At 71.9% G+C, this 20,917-nt stretch carries 13 protein-coding genes; 10 read left to right on the top strand and 3 right to left on the bottom strand.

Annotated elements, in window-relative coordinates; translation table 11 throughout:
- The first annotated feature begins 13 nt into the window (after positions 1-13).
- The 5 genes from GH747_RS19405 (at position 14) to GH747_RS19385 (ending at position 9,128) form a co-directional block, all read left to right on the top strand.
- On the top strand, positions 14-1,276 hold the full coding sequence (locus GH747_RS19405; RefSeq protein ID WP_228553009.1) for a class I SAM-dependent RNA methyltransferase: 1,263 nt from the start codon (positions 14-16) through the stop codon (positions 1,274-1,276).
- 77 nt (positions 1,277-1,353) lie between these two features.
- Positions 1,354-3,969, top strand: coding sequence for an SCO7613 C-terminal domain-containing membrane protein (locus tag GH747_RS19400; RefSeq protein WP_149771266.1), 2,616 nt, complete (start codon positions 1,354-1,356; stop codon positions 3,967-3,969).
- A gap of 212 nt (positions 3,970-4,181) precedes the next feature.
- The gene (locus GH747_RS19395) at positions 4,182-4,640 is read left to right on the top strand and encodes a GNAT family N-acetyltransferase (RefSeq protein ID WP_149771265.1); all 459 of its coding nucleotides are present in this window, start codon (positions 4,182-4,184) and stop codon (positions 4,638-4,640) included.
- A gap of 233 nt (positions 4,641-4,873) precedes the next feature.
- Positions 4,874-7,702, top strand: a complete 2,829-nt coding sequence (acnA, locus tag GH747_RS19390) for an aconitate hydratase AcnA (RefSeq protein ID WP_149771264.1) — start codon at positions 4,874-4,876, stop codon at positions 7,700-7,702.
- 181 nt (positions 7,703-7,883) lie between these two features.
- Positions 7,884-9,128, top strand: a complete 1,245-nt coding sequence (locus GH747_RS19385) for an ROK family transcriptional regulator (protein ID WP_149771263.1) — start codon at positions 7,884-7,886, stop codon at positions 9,126-9,128.
- A gap of 16 nt (positions 9,129-9,144) precedes the next feature.
- Here GH747_RS19385 and GH747_RS19380 read toward each other — a convergent pair whose 3' ends face one another.
- Positions 9,145-10,329 (bottom strand): winged helix DNA-binding domain-containing protein, encoded by a 1,185-nt coding sequence (locus GH747_RS19380; RefSeq protein WP_149771262.1) that lies wholly within the window; start codon positions 10,327-10,329, stop codon positions 9,145-9,147.
- Between the two features lie 70 nt (positions 10,330-10,399).
- Between GH747_RS19380 and GH747_RS19375 the strand changes: the two genes are divergently transcribed.
- Positions 10,400-10,915: a flavin reductase family protein gene (locus GH747_RS19375; RefSeq protein ID WP_149771261.1), complete on the top strand. Its 516-nt coding sequence runs from the start codon at positions 10,400-10,402 to the stop codon at positions 10,913-10,915.
- Positions 10,916-10,936: 21 nt separating this feature from the next.
- On the opposite strand, the gene GH747_RS19370 is transcribed toward GH747_RS19375, so the two are convergent.
- Positions 10,937-11,365: an HIT family protein gene (locus GH747_RS19370; protein ID WP_149771260.1), complete on the bottom strand. Its 429-nt coding sequence runs from the start codon at positions 11,363-11,365 to the stop codon at positions 10,937-10,939.
- Between the two features lie 14 nt (positions 11,366-11,379).
- Between GH747_RS19370 and GH747_RS19365 the strand changes: the two genes are divergently transcribed.
- On the top strand, positions 11,380-12,525 hold the full coding sequence (locus GH747_RS19365; protein ID WP_149771259.1) for a DNA glycosylase AlkZ-like family protein: 1,146 nt from the start codon (positions 11,380-11,382) through the stop codon (positions 12,523-12,525).
- Between the two features lie 156 nt (positions 12,526-12,681).
- A complete protein-coding gene (locus GH747_RS19360; protein WP_228553016.1) occupies positions 12,682-15,588 on the top strand; it encodes an esterase-like activity of phytase family protein in 2,907 nt (968 codons plus the stop codon).
- A 67-nt stretch (positions 15,589-15,655) separates the two neighbouring features.
- Here GH747_RS19360 and GH747_RS19355 read toward each other — a convergent pair whose 3' ends face one another.
- A complete protein-coding gene (locus GH747_RS19355) occupies positions 15,656-17,209 on the bottom strand; it encodes a M48 family metalloprotease (RefSeq protein WP_153816638.1) in 1,554 nt (517 codons plus the stop codon).
- 184 nt (positions 17,210-17,393) lie between these two features.
- Here GH747_RS19355 and dxs point away from each other — a divergent pair, with 184 nt between their 5' ends.
- Both dxs and GH747_RS19345 read left to right on the top strand, forming a co-directional pair.
- Complete coding sequence (gene dxs / locus GH747_RS19350) at positions 17,394-19,253, top strand: 1-deoxy-D-xylulose-5-phosphate synthase (RefSeq protein WP_149771257.1); 1,860 nt, start codon at positions 17,394-17,396, stop codon at positions 19,251-19,253.
- 51 nt (positions 19,254-19,304) lie between these two features.
- Entirely contained in the window at positions 19,305-20,828 is a 1,524-nt protein-coding gene (locus GH747_RS19345; protein WP_149771256.1) for an amino acid permease, read from the top strand.
- Positions 20,829-20,917: the final 89 nt, after the last annotated feature.

Below are 20,917 nucleotides of genomic sequence, written 5' to 3'. Positions count from 1 at the left end.
TCACTCTGGAGGGGTGAGTACACCCGTCGAAGACACCCAGGACCTGACCGGCAGCCGCGTCGAGCTCGAGATCGGGCCGGTCGCGCACGGCGGGCACTGCGTCGCCCGGTGGGACGGCCGGGTCGTCTTCGTCCGCCACACCCTGCCAGGTGAGCGGGTCGTCGCCGAGATCACCGAGGGCGGCGCCGGCGACCGGTTCCTGCGCGCCGACGCCGTCGAGGTGCTGACCGCCGCGCCGGGCCGGGTCGCGTCGCGCTGCCCCGTGTCGGGGCCGGGCGGGTGCGGAGGCTGCGACTTCCAGCACGTCGATCTGGCCGTCCAGCGTGAGCTGCTCGGTGCCGTGGTCGAGGAGCAGCTCTCGCGACTCGCCCGCATCGACCGGCGGGTCGTCGTACGCCCGCCGCTGGGCGACGAGGACGCCGACGGCCTCGACTGGCGTACGCGCGTGACGTTCGCGACCGGCTCGGACGGGTCCCTCGGCCTCCGTAAGCACCGCTCCCACGAGGTGGTTCCGCTCGACGCGTGCCCGATCGCGTCACCGGAGCTGCCCGACGTGCTGTCCCTGCCGTGGCCGGCGTCGCGGGTGCTGGCGGTCGCCGGGTCGGGCGGTGACCGTTTCGTCGGCGCGTACGACGTCACCGGCGACCTGCCCTCGGTCGAGACCGACGGCCTGATGGCCGACGGACGCCGCGTGAGCGGGCGTGCGTGGGTGCGCGAGCGGGTCCGGGACCGCGAGTTCCGGGTCGGCGGCAGCGGCTTCTGGCAGGTCCACCCGCGGTCGGCGGAGACGCTCGTCGACGCGGTGCTGCGGGCTGCTGACGTGCGACCGGGCGAGCGGGTGGCAGACCTGTACGCCGGGGTCGGGCTGTTCACGGCGTTCCTCGCGGAGGCGGTCGGCCCCGAGGGGACGGTCCTGAGCGTCGAAGGCGACGCGCGCGGGTCCCGCGACGCGAAGCGCAACCTGCACGACCTCCCGCAGGCGGCGGTCCTGCACGGTGACGTGGAGCAGCTGCTGCGGCGCGGCGACGTGGGGGAGCGGTGCGACGTCGTGGTCCTCGACCCGCCGCGGACGGGGGCCCGGGCCAAGGTCGTCCGCGCGATCGCCGCGTTGCGGCCGCGCCGCGTCGTGTACGTCGCCTGCGACCCGGCCGCGCTGGCGCGCGACGTCGCCACGTTCGCGTCCGAGGGGTACGACCTCGGCGAGGTGGAGGCGTACGCGCTGTTCCCGATGACGCACCACGTCGAGTGCGTCGCCGTGCTCGACCGCCGCAGCTGAGTCGTACGCCGAGCGGCCGTCGCCACGCCGGGTGCTGATCGGCAGGTTGTGAGCCCGTCGCGCGAGACACTGCACGCGTGACGTACGCCGATCCTTCGCGCTGCCCGAGCTGCAGCACCCCTGCCACCGGCAGTGCGCGCTGCCCTCGCTGCGGCATCGAGCTCCGCGGTGAGCGGCCGCTCGAGCTCCTGCGCCTCCTCGGCGAGGCTGATGGTGTCCTCGCCGACCTGCGGGCGGAGGCGGCCGCGTGGCGGGCTGCAACACCGCCTGCCCCTCAGGTCGCCGCGCACGGCACGCCACCGACGTACGCGCCCAGGACCGCGCCCCCGGCGACCCCCATCTGGCAGCCGCAGGCGCCGCGGGGCACCGCCGCTCCGCGTCCCGGAGTCGCCCCCACGTCGTCGACGCGCGGGTGGACAGTCGGTGGCACGCTGCTCGCGCTCGGAGCGCTCTGCCTGGTGATCGCCGCATTCGTCTTCGTCGCCGTCACCTGGGGTCGGATCGGGCTGACCGGGCGCACCCTGATCCTGCTCGCCGTCACGTCCGCGGCCGTCGGTGCCGCTGCCTGGCTGACGACACGGCGGCTGCGTGCCTCTGCCGAGACGATGTGGACGGTCGCCGGGATCCTCGCCGCGTTCGACACCGGTGCCGCGACCTCGGCCGGCCTGCTCGGTCTCGACGAGGTCGACGGCGAGGTCGTCGTCCTCGGGTTCTCTGTCGCGCTTGCCGTCGTCGGCCTGGCCGTCGCGCTGTGGTCCCGCCGGTGGATGCCCACCCTGGCCTCGGCCCAGCTCGGTATCGCGATCGGCGTCACCTCTGCCGCTGTCGCGGTGGTGCTGCTCCTCGACGCCGACCTCCGGTGGACGCTCACGCCCGCCGCCGCCGTCGTGGTGCTCCTCGCGCTCGCCTGCTGGCGCGGCGCACTCCTCGTCGCGGCGTGGGCGACCGGGATCGCCGGCGCGTCGATGCTCGGCCTCGCCGCCGTGTGGATCGTGACGGCTGTGGCGATCGCGCCGACCTTCGCAGCGCGCTGGTCCGGAGGCGAGGCCCAGGCGGCGCTGTTCCACGGCGTGATCGTCGTGGGGCTCGCCGCTGTCGCCGACCGGATGCTCGCCGGGCACGTGTCGCGTGCGGCGGTGGAGCTGGTGCGGGGCGTGGCGGCGTTCGACCTGGCGATCTGCGTCGGTCTGGTCTTCCTGCTCCTGGGGGCCCAGGTCCCGGTCGAGGTGGCAGCCGCGACCTGGATCGCCGTCCCGCTGGTGGCGGCGGCGCTCGCGGCGGTCCGCGGGCGCTGGGCTCATGGGTGGGTGACCGGACTCCGCACCTCGGTCGGGGTGCTCTCGCTCCCGCTCGCCGGAGGAATCGCGGTGTCCGGCGTGGTGGCGGTGACCGGCGTCCTCATGACGTGGTCGCCGAGCTGGCAGCCGGAGGTGGGGCGCCGTATCGACGCCAGCTCACCGCTGCCGACCGCAGCCGCCTTCGCCCTGGTCGTCGGCGGCGCCGCGCTGGCGGCAGTCGTGGCGGTCTGGCCGGTGCCGTCCCGGACTCCTGCGCTACGCCGTGTCCTCCTGGGGGCCGCGGCCGTTCTCGGCGCCTGCTCCGTGGGGGTGCTGCTCGTCCTCCTCGAGGTCCCCGTCCTCCTGCTCGCGATCGGCCTGCTCGTCGTCGCGGTCGTCGCGACGGTGCTGTGGCTCGTGAACGACGTCGACACCGCGACCTCGCAGGTCGCTGCGGCGATCGCGGTCGTAGCCGTGGTCCTCGCCGCGCTCGCGCCGATCGGCTCGGCACCGGCTGCAGCGACCACCTGGGTGATCGGTGCGCTCGTCGCGGGGATCGCCACCGGTACGGCGCTGGTGCTGGCGCGCAGCGATGGGCCCGACCGGCTCGCGGGCGCTGCCGTGGCGACGGCGGTGACGGCGGCACTGACCGTCGCCGCCGTGCTGGCCTGGTGCGACGTCGCGGGAGCCGACACGCGGACGCTCTCGCTGGTGGCCGCCGGTCTCGCTGTCGCCATGCTGGCCGCCGCGACGTGGTTGCCGTGGCCGGTCGAGCTGCGGCTGGCCGTCGAGGTGGTGGTCGCCGTCGCCGCGGCGGTCGGGCTCGGGTTCGCGGTGTCCGTCAGCGCGGGCACGACGAGCCTCGTCCTGACCGTGGTGGGCGCGGCCGCCGCAGCGGTGGGCCTGCTGCGCGCTGACCGGAGGGCGTACGCCAGCGTGGGCGCCGCGATGCTTGCTCTCGCGTATGTCCTGCGACTCGTCGCGTCGGACGTCGAGGTGGTCGAGGCGTACACGCTGCCGTTCGGCGTGCTGCTGCTGGCAGCCGGCCTGCTGGTGATGCGGCGCGACCCGCAGCGGTCGAGCAGCGTGCTGATCCCCGGGCTGTCGCTCGGGCTCCTGCCGAGCCTGCCGCAGGCGCTCGAGGAGCCGACCGCGCTGCGCGGTCTGCTCCTGGCCCTCGCGGCGGTGGCTGTGCTGGCCGTCGGGGTCTCGGCCCGCTGGCAGACGCCCTTCCTCGCCGGCGCAGCCCTCACGGCCCTGCTGGTGGTCCGGTGGGCGGCTCCCGTCCTCGGGGACCTGCCGCGATGGATCCCGCTGGGTGTCGTCGGTGTCCTGCTCGTCGTCGCAGGGGCGACCTGGGAGGCGCGCGTGCGCGACGCGCGAGCCGCCGTGGCGTACGTACGCCGCCTCCGGTGAGAGCTGGCCCGGCGGTTCTGGGCCTTGCCGTCGGACACCCTCGGCAATGGTGCTCCGGGTGTCGGACGGTGGGCGTACCGTGGTCGGACCCGGGTGCATGTCAGGGGTCCGTGCACGCTGATTGAAGCATTGCTTGTGACCCTCCTCACGTGCTTGGATTGCCGCTGTCCGGGGGAGCACGTCGTGAGCGGGCAGCGAGACGAGGAGTGGCTATGGAGATCGTCGAGCTGACGCGTGAGCACGCCGACGACATCGTGACCTGGAGCTATCCCGAGCCGAACGGCTGCTACGACCTCACCGGCATGGATCCGCGCCACTTCACCGATCTCTCCCGCGGCTTCTGGGCACTCGTCGAGGACGGTCGACTCATCGGATACCGGTGCTACGGCCGGCAGGCGCGGGTCCCGGGCTTCGACTATGACGACGAGGCTCTCGACATCGGGGGAGGGTTGCGCCCCGAGCTGACCGGTCAGGGACTCGGCCAGGACGCGATCTCGACCGGGCTCGAGTTCGCCCGCGCGCAGTTCACGCCGACGCGGTTCCGGGTGACGGTTGCGGAGTTCAACGTCCGTGCGCTCAAGGTGGTCGACGCTCTCGGCTTCGTGGCGATCGACAAGTTCGAGTCGCCGGCCGACCTCACCACCTACGCCGTCCTGGTCCGCGACGCCTGACGCGCCGGCGGGCCCGCCGAGCTCGGGATCCCGGCGCGGCGCCAAGCCGGTGTCGCAACACGGTGCAGATGTTTGATACCGTGTATCTTGACATCGAGATAAATACCGGGCGGGTCTCACTTAGGTGAGCCTGATCGCGCGCCTCCTCCGCGAGAGCGCGACGATAGAAGGCGGATGCCGCTCGAGGGCCCGCACTGCGATCGCGGGCACCGGCTGACGAACGAGGAGAGGCGATGGCCAGCGTCAACAGCTTCAACGCGAAGGAAACCCTGAACGTCGGGGACGCCGCGTACGAGATCTTCCGGCTGGGGGCGGTGACGGGCGAGGGCCTGGACGTCGACTCGCTGCCGTTCAGCCTCAAGGTGCTTCTGGAGAACCTGCTCCGCACCGAGGACGGCGCCGACATCACCGCCGACGACATCAAGGCTCTCGCGGGCTGGGACGCCTCGGCGGAACCGAGCAAGGAGATCCAGTTCACGCCGGCGCGCGTGATCATGCAGGACTTCACCGGCGTCCCTTGCGTCGTCGACCTCGCCACCATGCGCGAGGCGATGGCTGACCTCGGCGGCGACCCGGGCAAGATCAACCCGCTCGCGCCCGCCGAGATGGTCATCGACCACTCCGTGATCGCCGACGTCTTCGGCACGCCCGACGCGTTCGAGCGCAACGTCGAGATCGAGTACGAGCGCAACCGTGAGCGCTACCAGTTCCTGCGCTGGGGCCAGACCGCGTTCGACGACTTCAAGGTCGTCCCGCCGGGCACCGGCATCGTGCACCAGGTCAACATCGAGCACCTGGCCCGCACCGTCTTCACCCGCACGGTCGACGGCGTGCTCCAGGCCTACCCCGACACCTGTGTCGGCACCGACTCGCACACCACGATGGTCAACGGCCTCGGCGTCGTCGGCTGGGGTGTGGGCGGCATCGAGGCCGAGGCGGCCATGCTCGGCCAGCCCGTGTCGATGCTCATCCCGCGCGTCGTCGGCTTCAAGCTGTCGGGCGAGCTCCCGGAGGGCTCGACGGCGACCGACCTCGTGCTCACGATCACCGAGATGCTGCGCAAGCACGGCGCGGTCGGCAAGTTCGTCGAGTTCTACGGCCCCGGCGTCGGCGCCGTCCCGCTCGCGAACCGCGCCACGATCGGCAACATGAGCCCCGAGTACGGCTCGACGATCGCCGTCTTCCCGATCGACGACGAGACGACCAAGTACCTGCGCCTCACCGGCCGCTCCGAGGAGCAGATCGCGCTCGTCGAGGCGTACGCGAAGGCTCAGGGCCTGTGGCACGACGCGGACCGCGAGCCGCGCTACTCGGAGTACCTCGAGCTCGACCTGGCGACCATCGTCCCGTCGATCGCCGGCCCGAAGCGTCCCCAGGACCGCATCGTCGTCACCGACGCCAAGCAGTCGTTCCGCGGAGCGCTCGTCAACTACGTCGAGCACGCCGAGGAGCCGCCGGTCGGCGCGTACGACGAGGCGCTCGAGGAGTCGTTCCCCGCGTCCGACGTGCCCGCGGCGCACGAGGACGTGCATGGGCAGACCCCGGCGACGGACTACCTGTCGCTCGCGCCGAAGGACAACGGCCGCGCCAGCAACCCGCGGCGTGTGACGACCGCGGACGGCACGACGTACGAGCTCGACCACGGCGCGGTGACCATCGCCGCGATCACGTCCTGCACCAACACGTCGAACCCGTCGGTGATGATCGGCGCGGCGCTGCTCGCGCGGAACGCGGTCGAGAAGGGCCTGACCCGCAAGCCGTGGGTCAAGACCACGCTCGCGCCCGGCTCGAAGGTGGTCTCCGACTACTACAACCGCTCGGGTCTGACGCCGTACCTCGACAAGCTCGGCTTCAACCTCGTCGGCTACGGGTGCACCACCTGCATCGGCAACTCGGGCCCGCTGATCCCCGAGGTCTCGCAGGCCGTCAACGACGGCGACCTCGCCGTCACCTCCGTGCTGTCGGGCAACCGCAACTTCGAGGGACGCATCAACCCCGACGTGAAGATGAACTACCTGGCGTCCCCGCCGCTGGTCGTTGCGTACGCGCTGGCCGGCACGATGGACACCGACCTGTTCAACGACTCGCTGGGCAAGGACCAGAACGGCGACGACGTCTACCTGCGCGACATCTGGCCCTCGCCCTCGGAGGTCGAGGAGGTCGTCGCCGGTGCGATGTCCGCCGACACCTTCAAGAGCGAGTACGCCGACGTGTTCGCCGGTGACGAGCGCTGGCAGTCTCTGCCGACGCCCGAGGGCGACGTCTTCGAGTGGGACGCCGACTCCACGTACGTCCGCAAGGCGCCGTACTTCGACGGGATGCAGCACGAGCCGTCGCCGGTCACCGACATCGAGGGTGCGCGCGTGCTCCTCAAGCTCGGCGACTCGGTCACGACCGACCACATCTCGCCCGCCGGTGCGATCAAGAAGGACAGCCCGGCCGGCAAGTACCTCGCCGAGCATGGTGTGCAGCCGCGCGACTTCAACTCGTACGGCTCGCGTCGCGGCAACCACGAGGTGATGATCCGCGGCACGTTCGCGAACATCCGCCTCCGCAACCAGCTCGCGCCGGGCACGGAGGGTGGCTTTACCCGCCAGCTCAACGGAGACGGCGAGGTCACCACGGTCTTCGAGGCGTCCGAGAAGTACATCGCCGCTGGCATCCCGCTGGTCGTCCTGGCCGGCAAGGAGTACGGCTCGGGCAGCTCGCGCGACTGGGCCGCCAAGGGCACCGCGCTGCTGGGGGTCAAGGCCGTCATCGCCGAGTCGTACGAGCGCATCCACCGCTCGAACCTCATCGGCATGGGCGTGCTCCCGCTGCAGTTCCCCGAGGGCCAGACCGCCGAGTCGCTGGGTCTGACCGGCGAGGAGACCTTCTCCTTCACCGGCGTCACCGAGCTCAACGAGGGCCGTACGCCCAAGACCGTCAAGGTCACCGCGGTCGGCACGGACGGCCAGCCCGTCGAGTTCGACGCGGTCGTGCGCATCGACACGCCGGGCGAGGCGAACTACTACCGCAACGGCGGCATCATGCCGTACGTGCTCAGGTCCTTGATCGGCTGAGCGCGCCACACCCACTGCTGCGGCGGTGAGTTGGGTCCCACCCGTCCTTGCGACGGTGGGACCTGGCTCACCGCCGTACGTGGTTCGCCACGGCCAGGTCTCGATTTTGTTGCTTCAGTGACAAAATTACGCGGAAGCGTGCTACCTTCGCCTCGCCCCGAGATCTGAGCGAGGAGGGCACGTGCCTCTGCAGCAGCAGCGACCGACCGGCAAGGGAGCCAACCAGGAGGCGGTACGCCGCCACAACCTGGGCACCCTGCTCGGACACGTCCACCGCGACGGTGACGTGTCCCGCGCTGCGCTGACCACGCGCATGGATCTGAACCGCTCGACGATCGCAGCCCTCGTCGCCGAGCTCGAGCGGCTCGGTGTCGTGGCGCAGGCGACGCCCCGCGGTGACCGGCAGGGTGCCGGCCGTCCTTCGCTGCATGTACGCCCGGGCGAGCGCGAGGTCTGCGTGATCGCCGTCGAGCTGCGGGTCGAGAGCATCGAGCTCGCCCGGATCGGTCTCGGCGGCGCGGTCCTCGGACGACGCTCCGCTCCGATGGCGCCCGGATCGAACCCCGACGACGCTGCGGACGAGGTCGTACGCACGGCGGCGGACCTGCTGGCCGACGTGGCCGACGACGCGCTGCTGGTCGGGATCGGCGTCGGGATGCCCGGCATCGTCTCGACCGAGGACGGTCGCATCCACTACGCCCCGAACCTCTCGTGGTCCGACGTCGCGTTCAGCGACCTGCTCGAGCAGCGCATCGGGGGAGCGATCCCGGTCGTGATCGGCAACGACGCGAACCTGGGTGTCCTCGCCGAGCACGCGCGCGGCGTCGCCCGTGGCATGACCGACGTCGTGTACCTGTCCGGCGACGTGGGTGTCGGCGGGGGCCTGATCACGCGCGGCCGCAGGCTGCTCGGCACCGTCGGCTACGCGGGCGAGGTCGGCCACATGCGGATCACGGTCGACGGACGCCGCTGCCGCTGCGGCAACCGCGGTTGCTGGGAGGCCGAGATCGGCGCTCTCGCGGTGGCGGACGCGCTCGGGACCCCCTCGCACGAGATCGCGCACCTGGTGGACCTGCTCGACGAGGTCGACACGCCGTCTCCGCCGCTGCGCGAGGTCGGGCTCATGCTCGGCGTCGGGATCACGAACCTCATCAACATCTTCGACCCCCAGGCTGTGATCCTCGGAGGGCTTCTCAGCGCGCTCTATCCCGCCGTACGGGACGATGTCGACGCCGAGGTGCGCCGCGGGACGCTCGACTCCGAGGACCGCCGGACCGAGGTGCTGCTGCCGGGACTCGGTCGGGACTCGGTGATCGTCGGAGCGGGCGAGCTGGCGTTCGGCGCGATGATGTCCGACCCGCTCGCTGTCAGCAGTGCGGCCGAGGGCGCCTTGGCGCAGGTGCGCGCAGCACCCCTCCCGCGCTGAACCCGCCACCGTCCTCTCAGGCGCGCAGCTCACGCTCCAGCGGCGTCGGGAAGCTCGTGGTGAAGGTTGCGCCACCGAGCCGTGCCTGCAGGTGCTCGACCTCGGCCTCGACCGCCTCGACCGCGTCGCTGCCGACGTCCTCGAGGAACCGGTGGACGACCTCGCCGTCGGACCGCACCGCCCAGCCGCCCACCACGCGGCCGTCCCACCACACGGTCGGACCGATGTTGCCCATCCGGTCGAAGAGGCGCTCGCGGTGCGCGCCGAGGTACCAGGTGCGCTCCTTCCAGCCCATCGGCGTCGGATCGAGCGCCGGAAGCAGTGCGGCTCCCGGAGCGGGCGGGTCGACGGGCTCGGTGCCGGGGAGCGCGATGCCCGGCCCCGTGTCGAGCTCGACGTCGACCAGGGCGAGCCGGGCGAGCGCCGCACGGGTGTCGGTCTTGTTCCAGCCGGTCCACCACTGCACGTCGTCGACGGTCGCGGGACCGAAGACCTCGAGCCACCGCTCGACGAGCCGCGTGCGTGCCTCGGCCTCGTCGAGCTCCGGGAGGCCGCCCTCGAACCAGGCCTCGATCGGGGCCCACGTGTGGTGACGTGACGTCCACGCGCCGCGCGGCTCCGTGCGGACCATCCGGCCCTCGGCAGACAGGAGCGCGAGGGTGGGGGAGGTGACCGTACGGCGGACGTCCCACGCCTTGTCCGTGGTCGGCAGGATCGCCGTACGGAGCTGGGGCACGGCTGTGCTCAGCTGCGCGCCGGTCGCCGTCCCGGCAGCGCGCAGCGCCGCGTCGACGCCGTCCTCGACCAGGGCGAGCCACGCCTCCGGATCGGGGACCGGCGGGTCGGTCGGGACCGTACGGAGCTCCTTGAGCAGCCGGGTGCGCAGCCGCCGCGCGACCCCGAGGCTCGCGGCGGCATGGATGACCGGCACGTCGTCGAGCCCGGCGACGAACAGGGTCCGGCGCATCGCGAGGACGCGCACGATCGACCGGCGTGCGTACATCGCCTCGCGGACGTCGTCCAGCGTCGCGGCCGACGACCGTGCGAGCACCGACAGGTAGACGGTCGCCGGATCGGTCGCGTGAAGCACCAGCACCCCGTCGACGATCTCCTCGACGGACGGCGGCGTCGCGGGTGGCGGGGCGCCGACCCGGTGGCGGACGACCAGGCGGTGGCGGCGTTGCTCGTCGGTGAAGCGCACGCCACCATCCTGGCGCACGGCACCGACGTTCTTGCAACGCCGACCGCCGCCCGACTCGTACGCTGGCGGGGTGACCATCCACTCCGAGCACCCGTTCCTACCCCCGGAGGGCGAGCGTGACCCGCTTCGGCGGCTGCGCGGCCGGCTGGCGCAGGCGGTGACGGTCTGCACGGCGGGTGCGGGGTCGTCGCGCGTCGGCCTGACGGTCTCGTCGCTCGTGGTGGCGGACGGGGACCCCGCTCACCTGCTGATGCTCGTCGACGAGGACAGCGACCTCGCCGACGCGCTCGAGCCGGGGGAGACCTTCGTCGTCAACGTGCTCGGCGCGCGCGACCGGGCGCTGGCCGACCCGTTCGCCGGGACCGCGCCGGCTCCGGGCGGTCCGTTCACCCTGGGCAGCTGGGACGAGACGCCGTACGGGCCGGTGCTGGCGTCGGCGACCGCGTGGCTGGGCGCGCGGGTGGTGGCTCCGCCCCGGCAGGTCGGGTGGCCGCTGCTCGTCGACGGCACGGTCGAGCACGTCGAGATCGGCGCGGACGCACCGGCGCTCGCGCACCTGCGAGGGCGGTACGTGGACCTGGGCTGAAGCGCCTCGGCACGCGAGCGCTCACGTCGCGAGCGCGGCGCGGATCCGGTCGGCGTACGCGGCGGCCTCGCCCGCGGCGTACTTCGTCCGCGGCCAGAAGAACCCCCGCAGCCCGTCGCCCTTGGTCCGTGGGACGACGTGGACGTGCAGGTGCGGCACCGACTGCGAGACGACGTTGTTCTCGGCGACGAAGGTGCCCTGCGCCCCGAGCGCCTCCGGGAGGAGCCGCGCCACGTGCTGGACAACGGCGAAGTACGACCCCAGGCGCTCGGCAGGCAGGTCCGGCAGTGTCACGACGTGGTCGCGCGGGACGACCAGGACGTGGCCCTTGAACACGGGACGATGGTCCAGGAACCCGATCGTGTCGGTGTCCTCGTACACGATGGGGGCATCGACCTCACCCGCCACGACCCGGCAGAACGTGCACGTGGCGTCGTACGACCCTGACATGGAGGCATCGAACCATGAGTGCACGCGTCGCACCCGACGACCTCGCGCTGCGGACCCTGGCCCGGCAGTTCCCGACGCCGACCGGGACGGGGGTCGACGACCTCGTCGCCCTGTACGCCGCGTTGGGGCCGGTCCAGACGCAGGTGCCGCGGGCCGCGTTCCTGTTCGCGGCGTCGCGCCTCCCCGGCGTCACCCACGAGACGGTGGTGGAGGCGTTCGAGTCGTACGCGCTCGTCAAGGGCACCACGCTGCGAGGCACCGTGCACAGCTCGACCGCACGTCAGCACGCGTGGTCTGCCGCCGTCGCCGGCCCGCGGCTCGACCTCGGCCTACCGAAGGCGCTGCGGCTCGACCGCCTCACGGCGACGGACGTGCGCGCGGAGAGCTCGTCGTACGCCAGCGACGACTGGCGTGACCGTGACGCGCTCGTCGCCCACGTGGCCGACTGGGTGGCAGAGCAGGAGTCCGACGGGCACGGCACGGTCGCCGACTCCCACGCGCGCAACCTGGTCTGGGGCTCGCCGCAGCTCGTACGCCGCCCGCCGGACCGCCGCTGGCACACCCGCACCGACACGCTGCACCGGTTGGCGACCCACGTGTACGCCGTCGCCGCCGACGACCACGACCCCGACGTGGCGCGTCGCGAGCTCGTCCGCGTCCACCTCGGCGCGTACGGCCCCGCGACCCGCCGCGACATCGCGTGGTGGCTGGGGGACAACCTCCGCCCGGTCGATGCCGCGATCGCCGCGCTCGGTGACGAGGTCGTGCAGATCGAAGGGGCCGGCGGGACGACCTACCTCGATCTCGCCGACGCCCCGGACGGCAGCGCGTACGCCGGTGGCGTGCGTCTGCTGCCCGAGTTCGACGGCCTCCTGCTGGGGTTCGAAGGCAGCGGGCCCGAGCGTGGCCGGTTCACCGCGCTCGACAACATGGCCCGGATCTTCAACCGGATCAACGGCACGACGACGCCGATCGTGCTCGACGGCACCCGCATCACCGCGCAGTGGCGGATCGTGCCGCGGGGGAGCCGCATCGACGTCGAGGTGCTCCCGCTGCCCGGAGAGAGGGTGCCGGACGAGTCAGCGGTGAGCGATGCGCTGCCTGCGGTCGAGGCGGTGCTCGGCACCGAGGTCGCGGACCTGCGGACGGTGACGGACTGAGCCCTGTCCCGCTGCGTCGCGCTGATGGCGACGCAGCGGTCGCGAGGGTTGGGCCGTACGTCGCCAGGAGTTCACCGACGGTTGGGAGGCCGTTGCCTGGCGCGCGAAAGGGTCGGGGCGATATCACCCCCGAATGAGGAGCCCTCCTTGTCACGCATGCTCCGCCACGCCGCCGGAGGTCTGACGGCGGCTGCGCTGATCGCCGCCGTCGTCCCGGCTGCGACTGCGTCGTCGACGCCGTCGCCCGCCGCGACGACCGCGTCCGGCGCGGCCGCTGCCCCGGCGTCCGCCTTCCACCGCACGGCCACGTTCCCCGTGTACCGCAACGTCTCCGGAGACGTCTCGCCCGCGGCCGAGACCGTCGCCGAGATCTCCGACGTCTCCGCTGACGGCAAGACCCTGGTCTACACCGACGCGCTGGGCAAGCGCATCGGCTTCGTGGACATCAGCAACCCGTCCGACCCGCAGCCCGACGGCACGCTGTCGCTCGCTCAGCTCGGCGACGTCGACGACCAGCCGACCTCGGTCGCCGTGGTCGGCCCGTACGTCCTGGTGGTCGTCGACACGAGCGCGTCCTTCACGGATCCGTCCGGCCGGCTCGACGTCGTACGCCTCTCCAACGGCAAGCGGATCCGCAGCATCGATCTCGAGGGGCAGCCCGACTCCATCGCGGTCAACGCCGACGAGAGCGTCGCCGCCATCGCGATCGAGAACCAGCGCGACGAGGAGGCGACGCCGCCGGGCGGCGACGAGGGCGACCTCCCGCAGCTCCCGGCAGGCTTCGTCCAGGTGCTTGATCTCAACGGCGGTCCCGCCGACTGGACGACGGAGCGGGTGGAGCTGGTCAACCCGGACGGTACGGCGCTGCCCGAGATGGTTGCCGCCGGTGCCACCGCGCCGACCGACCCCGAGCCTGAGTACGTCTCGATCAACAGCCGTGACGAGCTCGCCGTGACGCTCCAGGAGAACAACGCCGTCGCGCTGATCGACCTGGACACCCGCGAGCTGACGAAGGTCTTCTCCGCCGGCTCGGTGACGGTCGAGGGCGTTGACGCGAAGAAGGACGGCGCGATCCGCCCGACCGACACGATCACCGACGTCCCGCGTGAGCCCGACGCCATCGGCTGGGTCGACGACGACCACCTCGCCACCGCCAACGAGGGCGACTGGCGCGGCGGGTCGCGTGGCTGGACGATCTTCGACACCGACGGCGACGTCGTGTGGGACGCCGGCAGCACGTTCGAGCGCACCGCGATCCGCCACGGCCTCGCCAACGAGGACCGCGCCGCCAAGAAGGGTGCCGAGCCCGAGGGGCTGGCCATCGCGACGTTCGACGGCACGCCGTACGCGTTCGTCGGCTCCGAGCGCAGCAACTTCGTCGCCGTGTACGACGTGTCCGACCCGACGAAGCCGGTGCAGAAGCAGGTCCTCCCGACCACCAACGGTCCTGAGGGGCTGCTCCCGGTCCCGGGGCGCGACCTCCTCGCGGTCTCCAGCGAGACGGACGTCGCCAGCGTCGCGGTCCGTGCTTCGGTGAGCCTGTTCCGGCTCGGCAAGGGCGCCCCGCAGTTCCCGTCGATCGTCTCGACAGAGGCGGCAGGCGCTCCGATCGGCTGGACCGCGCTCGGTGCTCTGTCGGCCGACCCGGCGGATGCCAACCGTCTTTGGACGGCGTCCGACGCCGCCTTGAAGTCGGCCTCGCTCTACTCGGTCGACGTCTCGAAGACGCCCGCCCAGATCACCCGCGCGATCCCCGTCACGGAGGCAGGCGCTCCGGCAGCGCTCGACGTGGAGGGCCTCTTCGCCCGTCCGCAGGGTGGTTTCTGGCTCGCCTCGGAGGGTGCGACCGGCCCGCAGAACGCGCTGGTCCGTACGGACGCGGCGGGTGCCGTCCAGCAGCGGGTCGCCCTGCCGACGGACGTCTCCGCGCACGTCGGCAAGTGGGGTCTCGAGGGTGTCACCGCGACGAACGACAAGGCCGGCGAGCACGTGTGGGTCGCGCTGCAACGTCCGCTGTGGACCGACCCGGCCAGCACCGACGGCACCGTCGACGGTGACGACGTCGCTCGGATCGGACGCTACGACGTGGCCGACGCCTCGTGGCACTGGTACGCGTACCCGCTCTCGTCGCCCCGCCGTGGCGGCGTCGACTGGGTCGGCCTCTCCGAGGTCTCCGCAGTCGACGGCGACACCCTCGCCGTCATCGAGCGCGACAAGCTGAACGGCCCGGACGCCCGGATCAAGCGCGTGTACACCGTCGACATCCCGGCGAAGGAGAGCGCGAGCGGGCTGACGCCGCTCGAGAAGCGGCTCGCGCACGACGTGCTGCCCGACCTGCGTGCGACGAAGGGCTGGACGCAGGAGAAGCTCGAGGGCCTCACGATCGGTCGCAACGGCCAGGTCTACGCGGTCACCGACAACGACGGTCTCAAGGACGCCACGGGCGAGACGGTCTTCCTGAGGCTGGGCGCCGCGAGCAAGGTCTTCGCCCGCGAGCTGGCCACCCGCACGAGCCTGTCGGTCAGCGCCTCGAGCGCGCCGTACGGGTCCGTGGTGCGAGCCACGGTCACGGTGGCTGGAGGCACGGGCGTCAGCCTCGACGGCCGGGTGACGCTGCGCGACGGCAACGCCGTCGTCGGGAGCGCGGCCGTCACCTCGGGCACGGCCCGGATCGACGTCCGCGGCCTGCGTCCCGGGACGCACCGCCTGGTCGCGACCTACGCCGGCGGGACGCTGAGCGCACCGAGCACCAGCGGCGTCGTGACGGTCGCGGTCAGGAAGTCCACGACGTCGGCGCACCTCGCCGTCGGCCGCACGGTCGTGAAGCCCGGCAAGCGTCTCGCCGTCACCGTGAGACTCGGCGGCGTACGGCAGGGAGCCGGCTTCGTCCGCATCGTCGACGGCCGCCGTACGGTCAAGACCATCACGGTGCGAGGCGCCACCGTCAGGACGACGATCCGCCTGAGAGGCACGGGCAAGCACCACCTCCGGGCCGTGTACGCCGGATCTACGATCGACGGGGCCGCGACCTCTAAGGCCGTGACGGTGCGCGTGCGCCGCTGAGCGCCCTCCGTACGACCGGCGACCGGGTGAGGCTGACCGCCTCACCCGGTCGTCGTCCTTCGCGCACCTAAGGCCGGACCGTGCTGTCCCACCACGCGAGGAGGTCACCGGCGCCCATCACGGACGACGAGGCGAACCCGAGGACACCCTGCTCCTCGTCCGTCCAGACCACGTTCACGCCGGCGTCGGTGGACAGGCACATCACGTCGCCCTGCTCCAGGCCGTCCGTGCCGACCCACGCGACCGAGCTGATGATCCCGTTGCCGCAGTCGGTGTCGAACGTGCCGGTCACATAGCCCTCGAAGACCTGCTGGAGGTCCGCGGGTGACGAGAAGGCGACGTAGGTCAGGGTCGGCTCCGCGCCGGACGGGCACGCGTACGACGCGACCGCGGCCGCCCCGTAGTCGGTGGGGTCGGTCCTCGCGCATCCGCCCTGCAGCGTCGCGGGCACGTAGGCGAGCAGCGCGTCGGCAGGCGTGAAGGTCGGCTCCGTCGTGAAGGTCGGTTCCGTCGTGGTGGGCGCGGGAGTCGTGGGACCGACGCGCGGAGTCCCGGCGTCGTCGAAGGCGCCCGACAGCGCCAAGGCCCCGCCGACGCCGGCCAGGACGAGGATCGCCGAGACGGTGAACGCGAGCGGGACGAGCCCCGCGTGGTCGCGACGCCTGCGGTGACGGGCGACGACGTGGTCGAGGTCGCCCGTGTGCGCGGCGAGCCCTTGCCGGAAGTGTGCGTACGCGCCACCCTGGTACGCCTCGGCGAACCCGAGCAGCTCGAGGTAGCGGTTCGGGACGTGGGGTGAGCTGCGCAAGAGCTGGGCGACCCGCAGGATCGGGTTGCGCCGGACCGTGAGGGCCTGGCCGACCAGGCCGGTGGCCTGCAGGTCGGCGGCTACGGAGGAGCCGACCAGCGACTGGTAGGCCGCCTTCAGGCTCACGTCGAGGTCGCCGGTGCAGGCGTACGCGAGGCGGTCCCCGGTGTAGACGGTTGCGCGCAACCACGGGGTGACCAGCGGTGCGACGATCACGGTGAGCTTGAGCGTGTGGAGCACCTCGAGGACCGCGCTCCACTGCGTGTGACGGGCTTTCAGCGCCCCGAGCAGCGTGGCCATGAGGAAGGTGCAGCGTTGCCGGTCCTCGACATTGCGCAGATCCCCGACGAGCCCGGCCTCGACGAGGATGACGCGCACGCCGAAGAACGTCGTCGTCATGGTCGTGCGGGTCTCGCCGCGGACGACCCGGCCCAGCTTGTCGACGACGAAGACGTCCACGCGGCGGTCGAACGCGAGCCGCTCGCGGACGTCCTGCAGGATCCGGTCGAGGTGGGGCAGCGTCGCCGCGTCGACCCGGATCGCGTCGGCCAGGAGCCGCACCCGCCAGATCTGGATCGTGACCCACGCGAGAACGAGCACGACGACCAGGCCCACGACGTACGCCGCCTGACCAGCGGTGGTGAGGGCGCCGAGCACCAGGAGCAGCACGATCGCCGTGCTGGCTGCCGTGGCGACCAGTGCGAGCGCGAACCGTGACGACTCGGTCGGGTGGCGCAGCGCCTGCACGTCGAGGGAGGCGCCTGGTGGTGCCGCCCACGGAGGCGGCGGCGGTTGCTGGAAGGACTGGCTCATGGCGCACCCCGCTGGAATCAGGGGGACCACCGTTCACGCTAGGCGCGTGCCGGGTCACAGGCGGCAGGTTTGCGCGCGGTCCGGCCCCGCTGTCGCAGCGCAGGAGGCATGCGTGCACGGTCCGTGGGCGGGTGGGCACCATGGCCTAAGATCGAATGACGCCCACCCACATCCGCGGAGGACCATGACCACGCTCGACCAGATCAGCCAGCCGAGTGATCTGCGGGGCCTCACCGACGCCGAGCTCGACGCGCTCGCCGAGGAGATCCGCGAGCGCCTGATCGTCGCGGTCGCGACGCACGGCGGGCACCTCGGCCCCAACCTGGGGGTCGTCGAGCTGACCATGGCCATCCACCGCGTCTTCGACTCGCCGCGGGACCGGGTGATCTTCGACACCGGCCACCAGGCGTACGTCCACAAGATGCTCACCGGCCGTGCGGCGGGGTTCGAGCACCTGCGGACGGAGGGCGGGCTGTCCGGCTACCCGAGCCAGGCCGAGTCGCCCCACGACGTCGTCGAGAACTCGCACGCGTCGACGAGCCTCTCCTACGCCGACGGGCTCGCGAAGGCCAACACGGTCCAGGGTCGCCCCGACCACGTCGTCGCCGTCATCGGCGACGGCGCACTCACGGGAGGCATGGCCTGGGAGGCGCTCAACAACATCGCCGCAGGCAACGACAACCGCCTTGTCGTGATCGTGAACGACAACGGCCGCTCCTACCGCCCCACCGTCGGCGGCCTCGCGAACCACCTCGCCAAGCTCCGGACGAACCCCCGCTACGAGCCCACGCTGCGTGCCGTGCGCGACCGGCTCTCCAACACCAACGCGGTGGGCAACGCCGCGTACGAGGCCCTCCACGCGATCAAGAAGGGCCTCAAGGACGCGCTCTACCCGCAGGGCATGTTCGAGGACCTCGGCCTCAAGTACGTCGGCCCCATCGACGGCCACGACCGTCCGGGCGTCGAGAAGGCCCTCGAGCAGGCACGGACCTTCGGCGGCCCGGTGATCGTGCACGTGATCACCACCAAGGGCCAGGGCTACGACATCGCGGTCGCCAACGAAGAGGACCAGATGCACCAGGCGAAGGCGTTCGACCGCCTCACCGGTGAGTCCCTGGCGGTGGAGCCCACGTCGTGGACCTCGGTCTTCCGCGACGAGGTGGTCCGCATCGGCGATTCGCGGGACGACGTGGTCGCGATCACCGCCGCGATGCTGTCGCCGACCGGCCTCGACGCGTTCGCGGACAAGTTCCCCGACCGCACGTACGACGTGGGCATCGCCGAGCAGCACGCCGTGACGAGCGCCGCCGGGCTGGCGATGGGCGGGCTGCACCCCGTCGTCGCGATCTACGCGACGTTCCTCAACCGCGCCTTCGACCAGGTCTTGCTCGACGTGGCGCTGCACAAGTGCGGTGTGACGTTCGTGCTCGACCGCGCCGGGGTCACCGGCGACGACGGGCCGAGCCACAACGGCATGTGGGACATGTCGATCCTCCAGGTCGTCCCGACCCTCCAGCTCGCGGCGCCGCGGGACGGTTCCCGTCTGCGCGAGCTGCTCCGCGAGGCCGTCTCCGTCGACGACGCGCCCACCGTGGTGCGGTTCCCCAAGGGGGCCGTCGCTGCCGACATCGATGCCGTCGGCACGGTCGGACGCTGCGACGTCCTCCTGCGCGAGGGCGCCGAGGACGTCCTGATCGTCGCTGCCGGCCCGATGACCCGCCAGGCGCTCGACGCCGCCGCGCTGCTGGTCTCCAGGGGGGTCGGCGTCACCGTCGTCGACCCGCGGTGGATCAAGCCGCTGGACCCCGCGCTGGTCGACCTCGCGGCACGCCACCGGCTCCTCGTCACGGTCGAGGACAGCGGACGCGTCGGCGGCATGGGATCGGTGCTCGCCCAGATGCTCGCCGATGCCGACGTCCGCACCCCGGTCCGCGTCCACGGGGTGACGCAGGAGTTCTTCGACCACGCCAAGCGCGACGTGCTGCTGGAGCGGATGGGGCTGACGGCAGACGCGATCGCGGCAGACGCGCTCGCGCGGCTCTGACCTGCCGGAGGCGCCGCCACGGTGCATAGTGGCCCCGAGAAGGGGGACACGATGGCCAAGAGCGAGCTCTTCCGTACGAAATCCGTCGAGCAGTCGATCAAGGACACCGACGACCCGGAGACCAGGCTCAACCGGAACCTCGGCGCGATCGACCTGATCGTGTTCGGCGTCGGCGTGATCATCGGCGCCGGGATCTTCGTCCTGACCGGTCAGGCGGCCGCGACCACCGCCGGACCCGCGATCGCAATCTCGTTCCTGGTCGCGGCGCTGGCCTGTGGGCTCGCGGCCCTGTGCTACGCCGAGTTCGCGTCGACGGTGCCGGTGGCCGGCAGCGCCTACACGTTCTCGTACGCGACGTTCGGCGAGCTGATCGCCTGGACGATCGGCTGGGACCTCGTGCTCGAGTTCACCGTGGGCTCGGCAGCGCTGGCGTCCGGCTTCTCGTCGTACTGGAACAACCTCGTCGAAGGCACCTTCCTGGAGCTCCCGGAGCAGCTGCGTACGGCGGCAGGGTCCGGGGTCGTCGACATCCCGGCGATCGTGATCTCCCTGCTGGTGATGTGGGTGCTGATCCAGGGCATCAAGTTCTCCAGCCGGATCAACCAGGTCGTCGTGGCCATCAAGATCGCCGTCGTCCTGCTCGTGATCATCGCGGGCATCAAGTACATCGACGCCCAGAACTGGTCGCCGTTCGTCCCGCCGTCGGAGCCGCCCGCCGCTGGCGAGGGTGGCTGGCTGAAGGTTCCCCTGATCCAGACGCTGCTCGGCCTCGAGCCCGCCGTCTACGGGGCCGCCGGGATCTTCGCCGGCGCCGCGATCGTCTTCTTCGCGTTCATCGGCTTCGACGTCGTCGCCACCACCGCCGAGGAGACCCACGACCCGCAGCGCAACGTCCCGATCGGCATCTTCGGCTCGCTGGCGATCGTCACCGTCCTCTACATGGCCGTGAGCCTCGTGATCACCGGCATGCAGGACTTCCGCGACATCGACCCCAACGACGGCGCGCCACTGGCGACCGCCTTCGACTCCGTGGGGGTCACCTGGATGGGTGACGTGATCTCCGTCGGAGCCTGCATCGGTCTCGTCGTCGTCGTGATGATCCTCATGCTCGGCCAGACCCGCGTCGCGTTCGCCATGGCGCGCGACGGCCTGCTCCCACGGTGGCTTGCACGGACGCACCCGACGCACCGCACGCCGTACCGGATCACCATCATCACCGGTCTCGCCGTCGCCGCCATCTCGGGCTTCGTCGACCTCTCGACGCTGGCCGACCTGGTCAACATCGGGACGCTGTTCGCGTTCGTCCTGGTCAGCGTCGGTGTGGTGGTCCTGCGCCGCACACGCCCCGATCTCGAGCGCGGTTTCCGGGTCCCTGCGGCGACCCTGGTTGCCGTGCTCGCCGTGATCGCGTGCGTCTACCTGATGCTCAACCTGGTCGGGGAGACCTGGGTCCGGTTCCTCGTGTGGATGGCGCTCGGCTTCGTCGTCTACTTCGCCTACGGGCGTCGGCACAGCCGCCTCGGCGGGGTCGGTGAGCGGACGGCCGCTGACGAGCCGTCGGCACCCCCGACGTAGGCTGGAGGGCGTGCCACCGGCCCCGCTGAGCGGGCGCTGCCGGTCCCCGTCAGGGGGAATACGGCACGTCCGGTCGACGTTGGGAGGTG

Origin of the sequence: Mumia xiangluensis (genome assembly GCF_010994095.1) — a bacterium.
GTDB classification, from domain to species: Bacteria; Actinomycetota; Actinomycetes; order Propionibacteriales; family Nocardioidaceae; genus Mumia; species Mumia xiangluensis.
The sequence above is the reverse complement of the archived record's forward strand: the minus strand, read 5'-3'. Positions and strand labels throughout refer to the sequence as shown.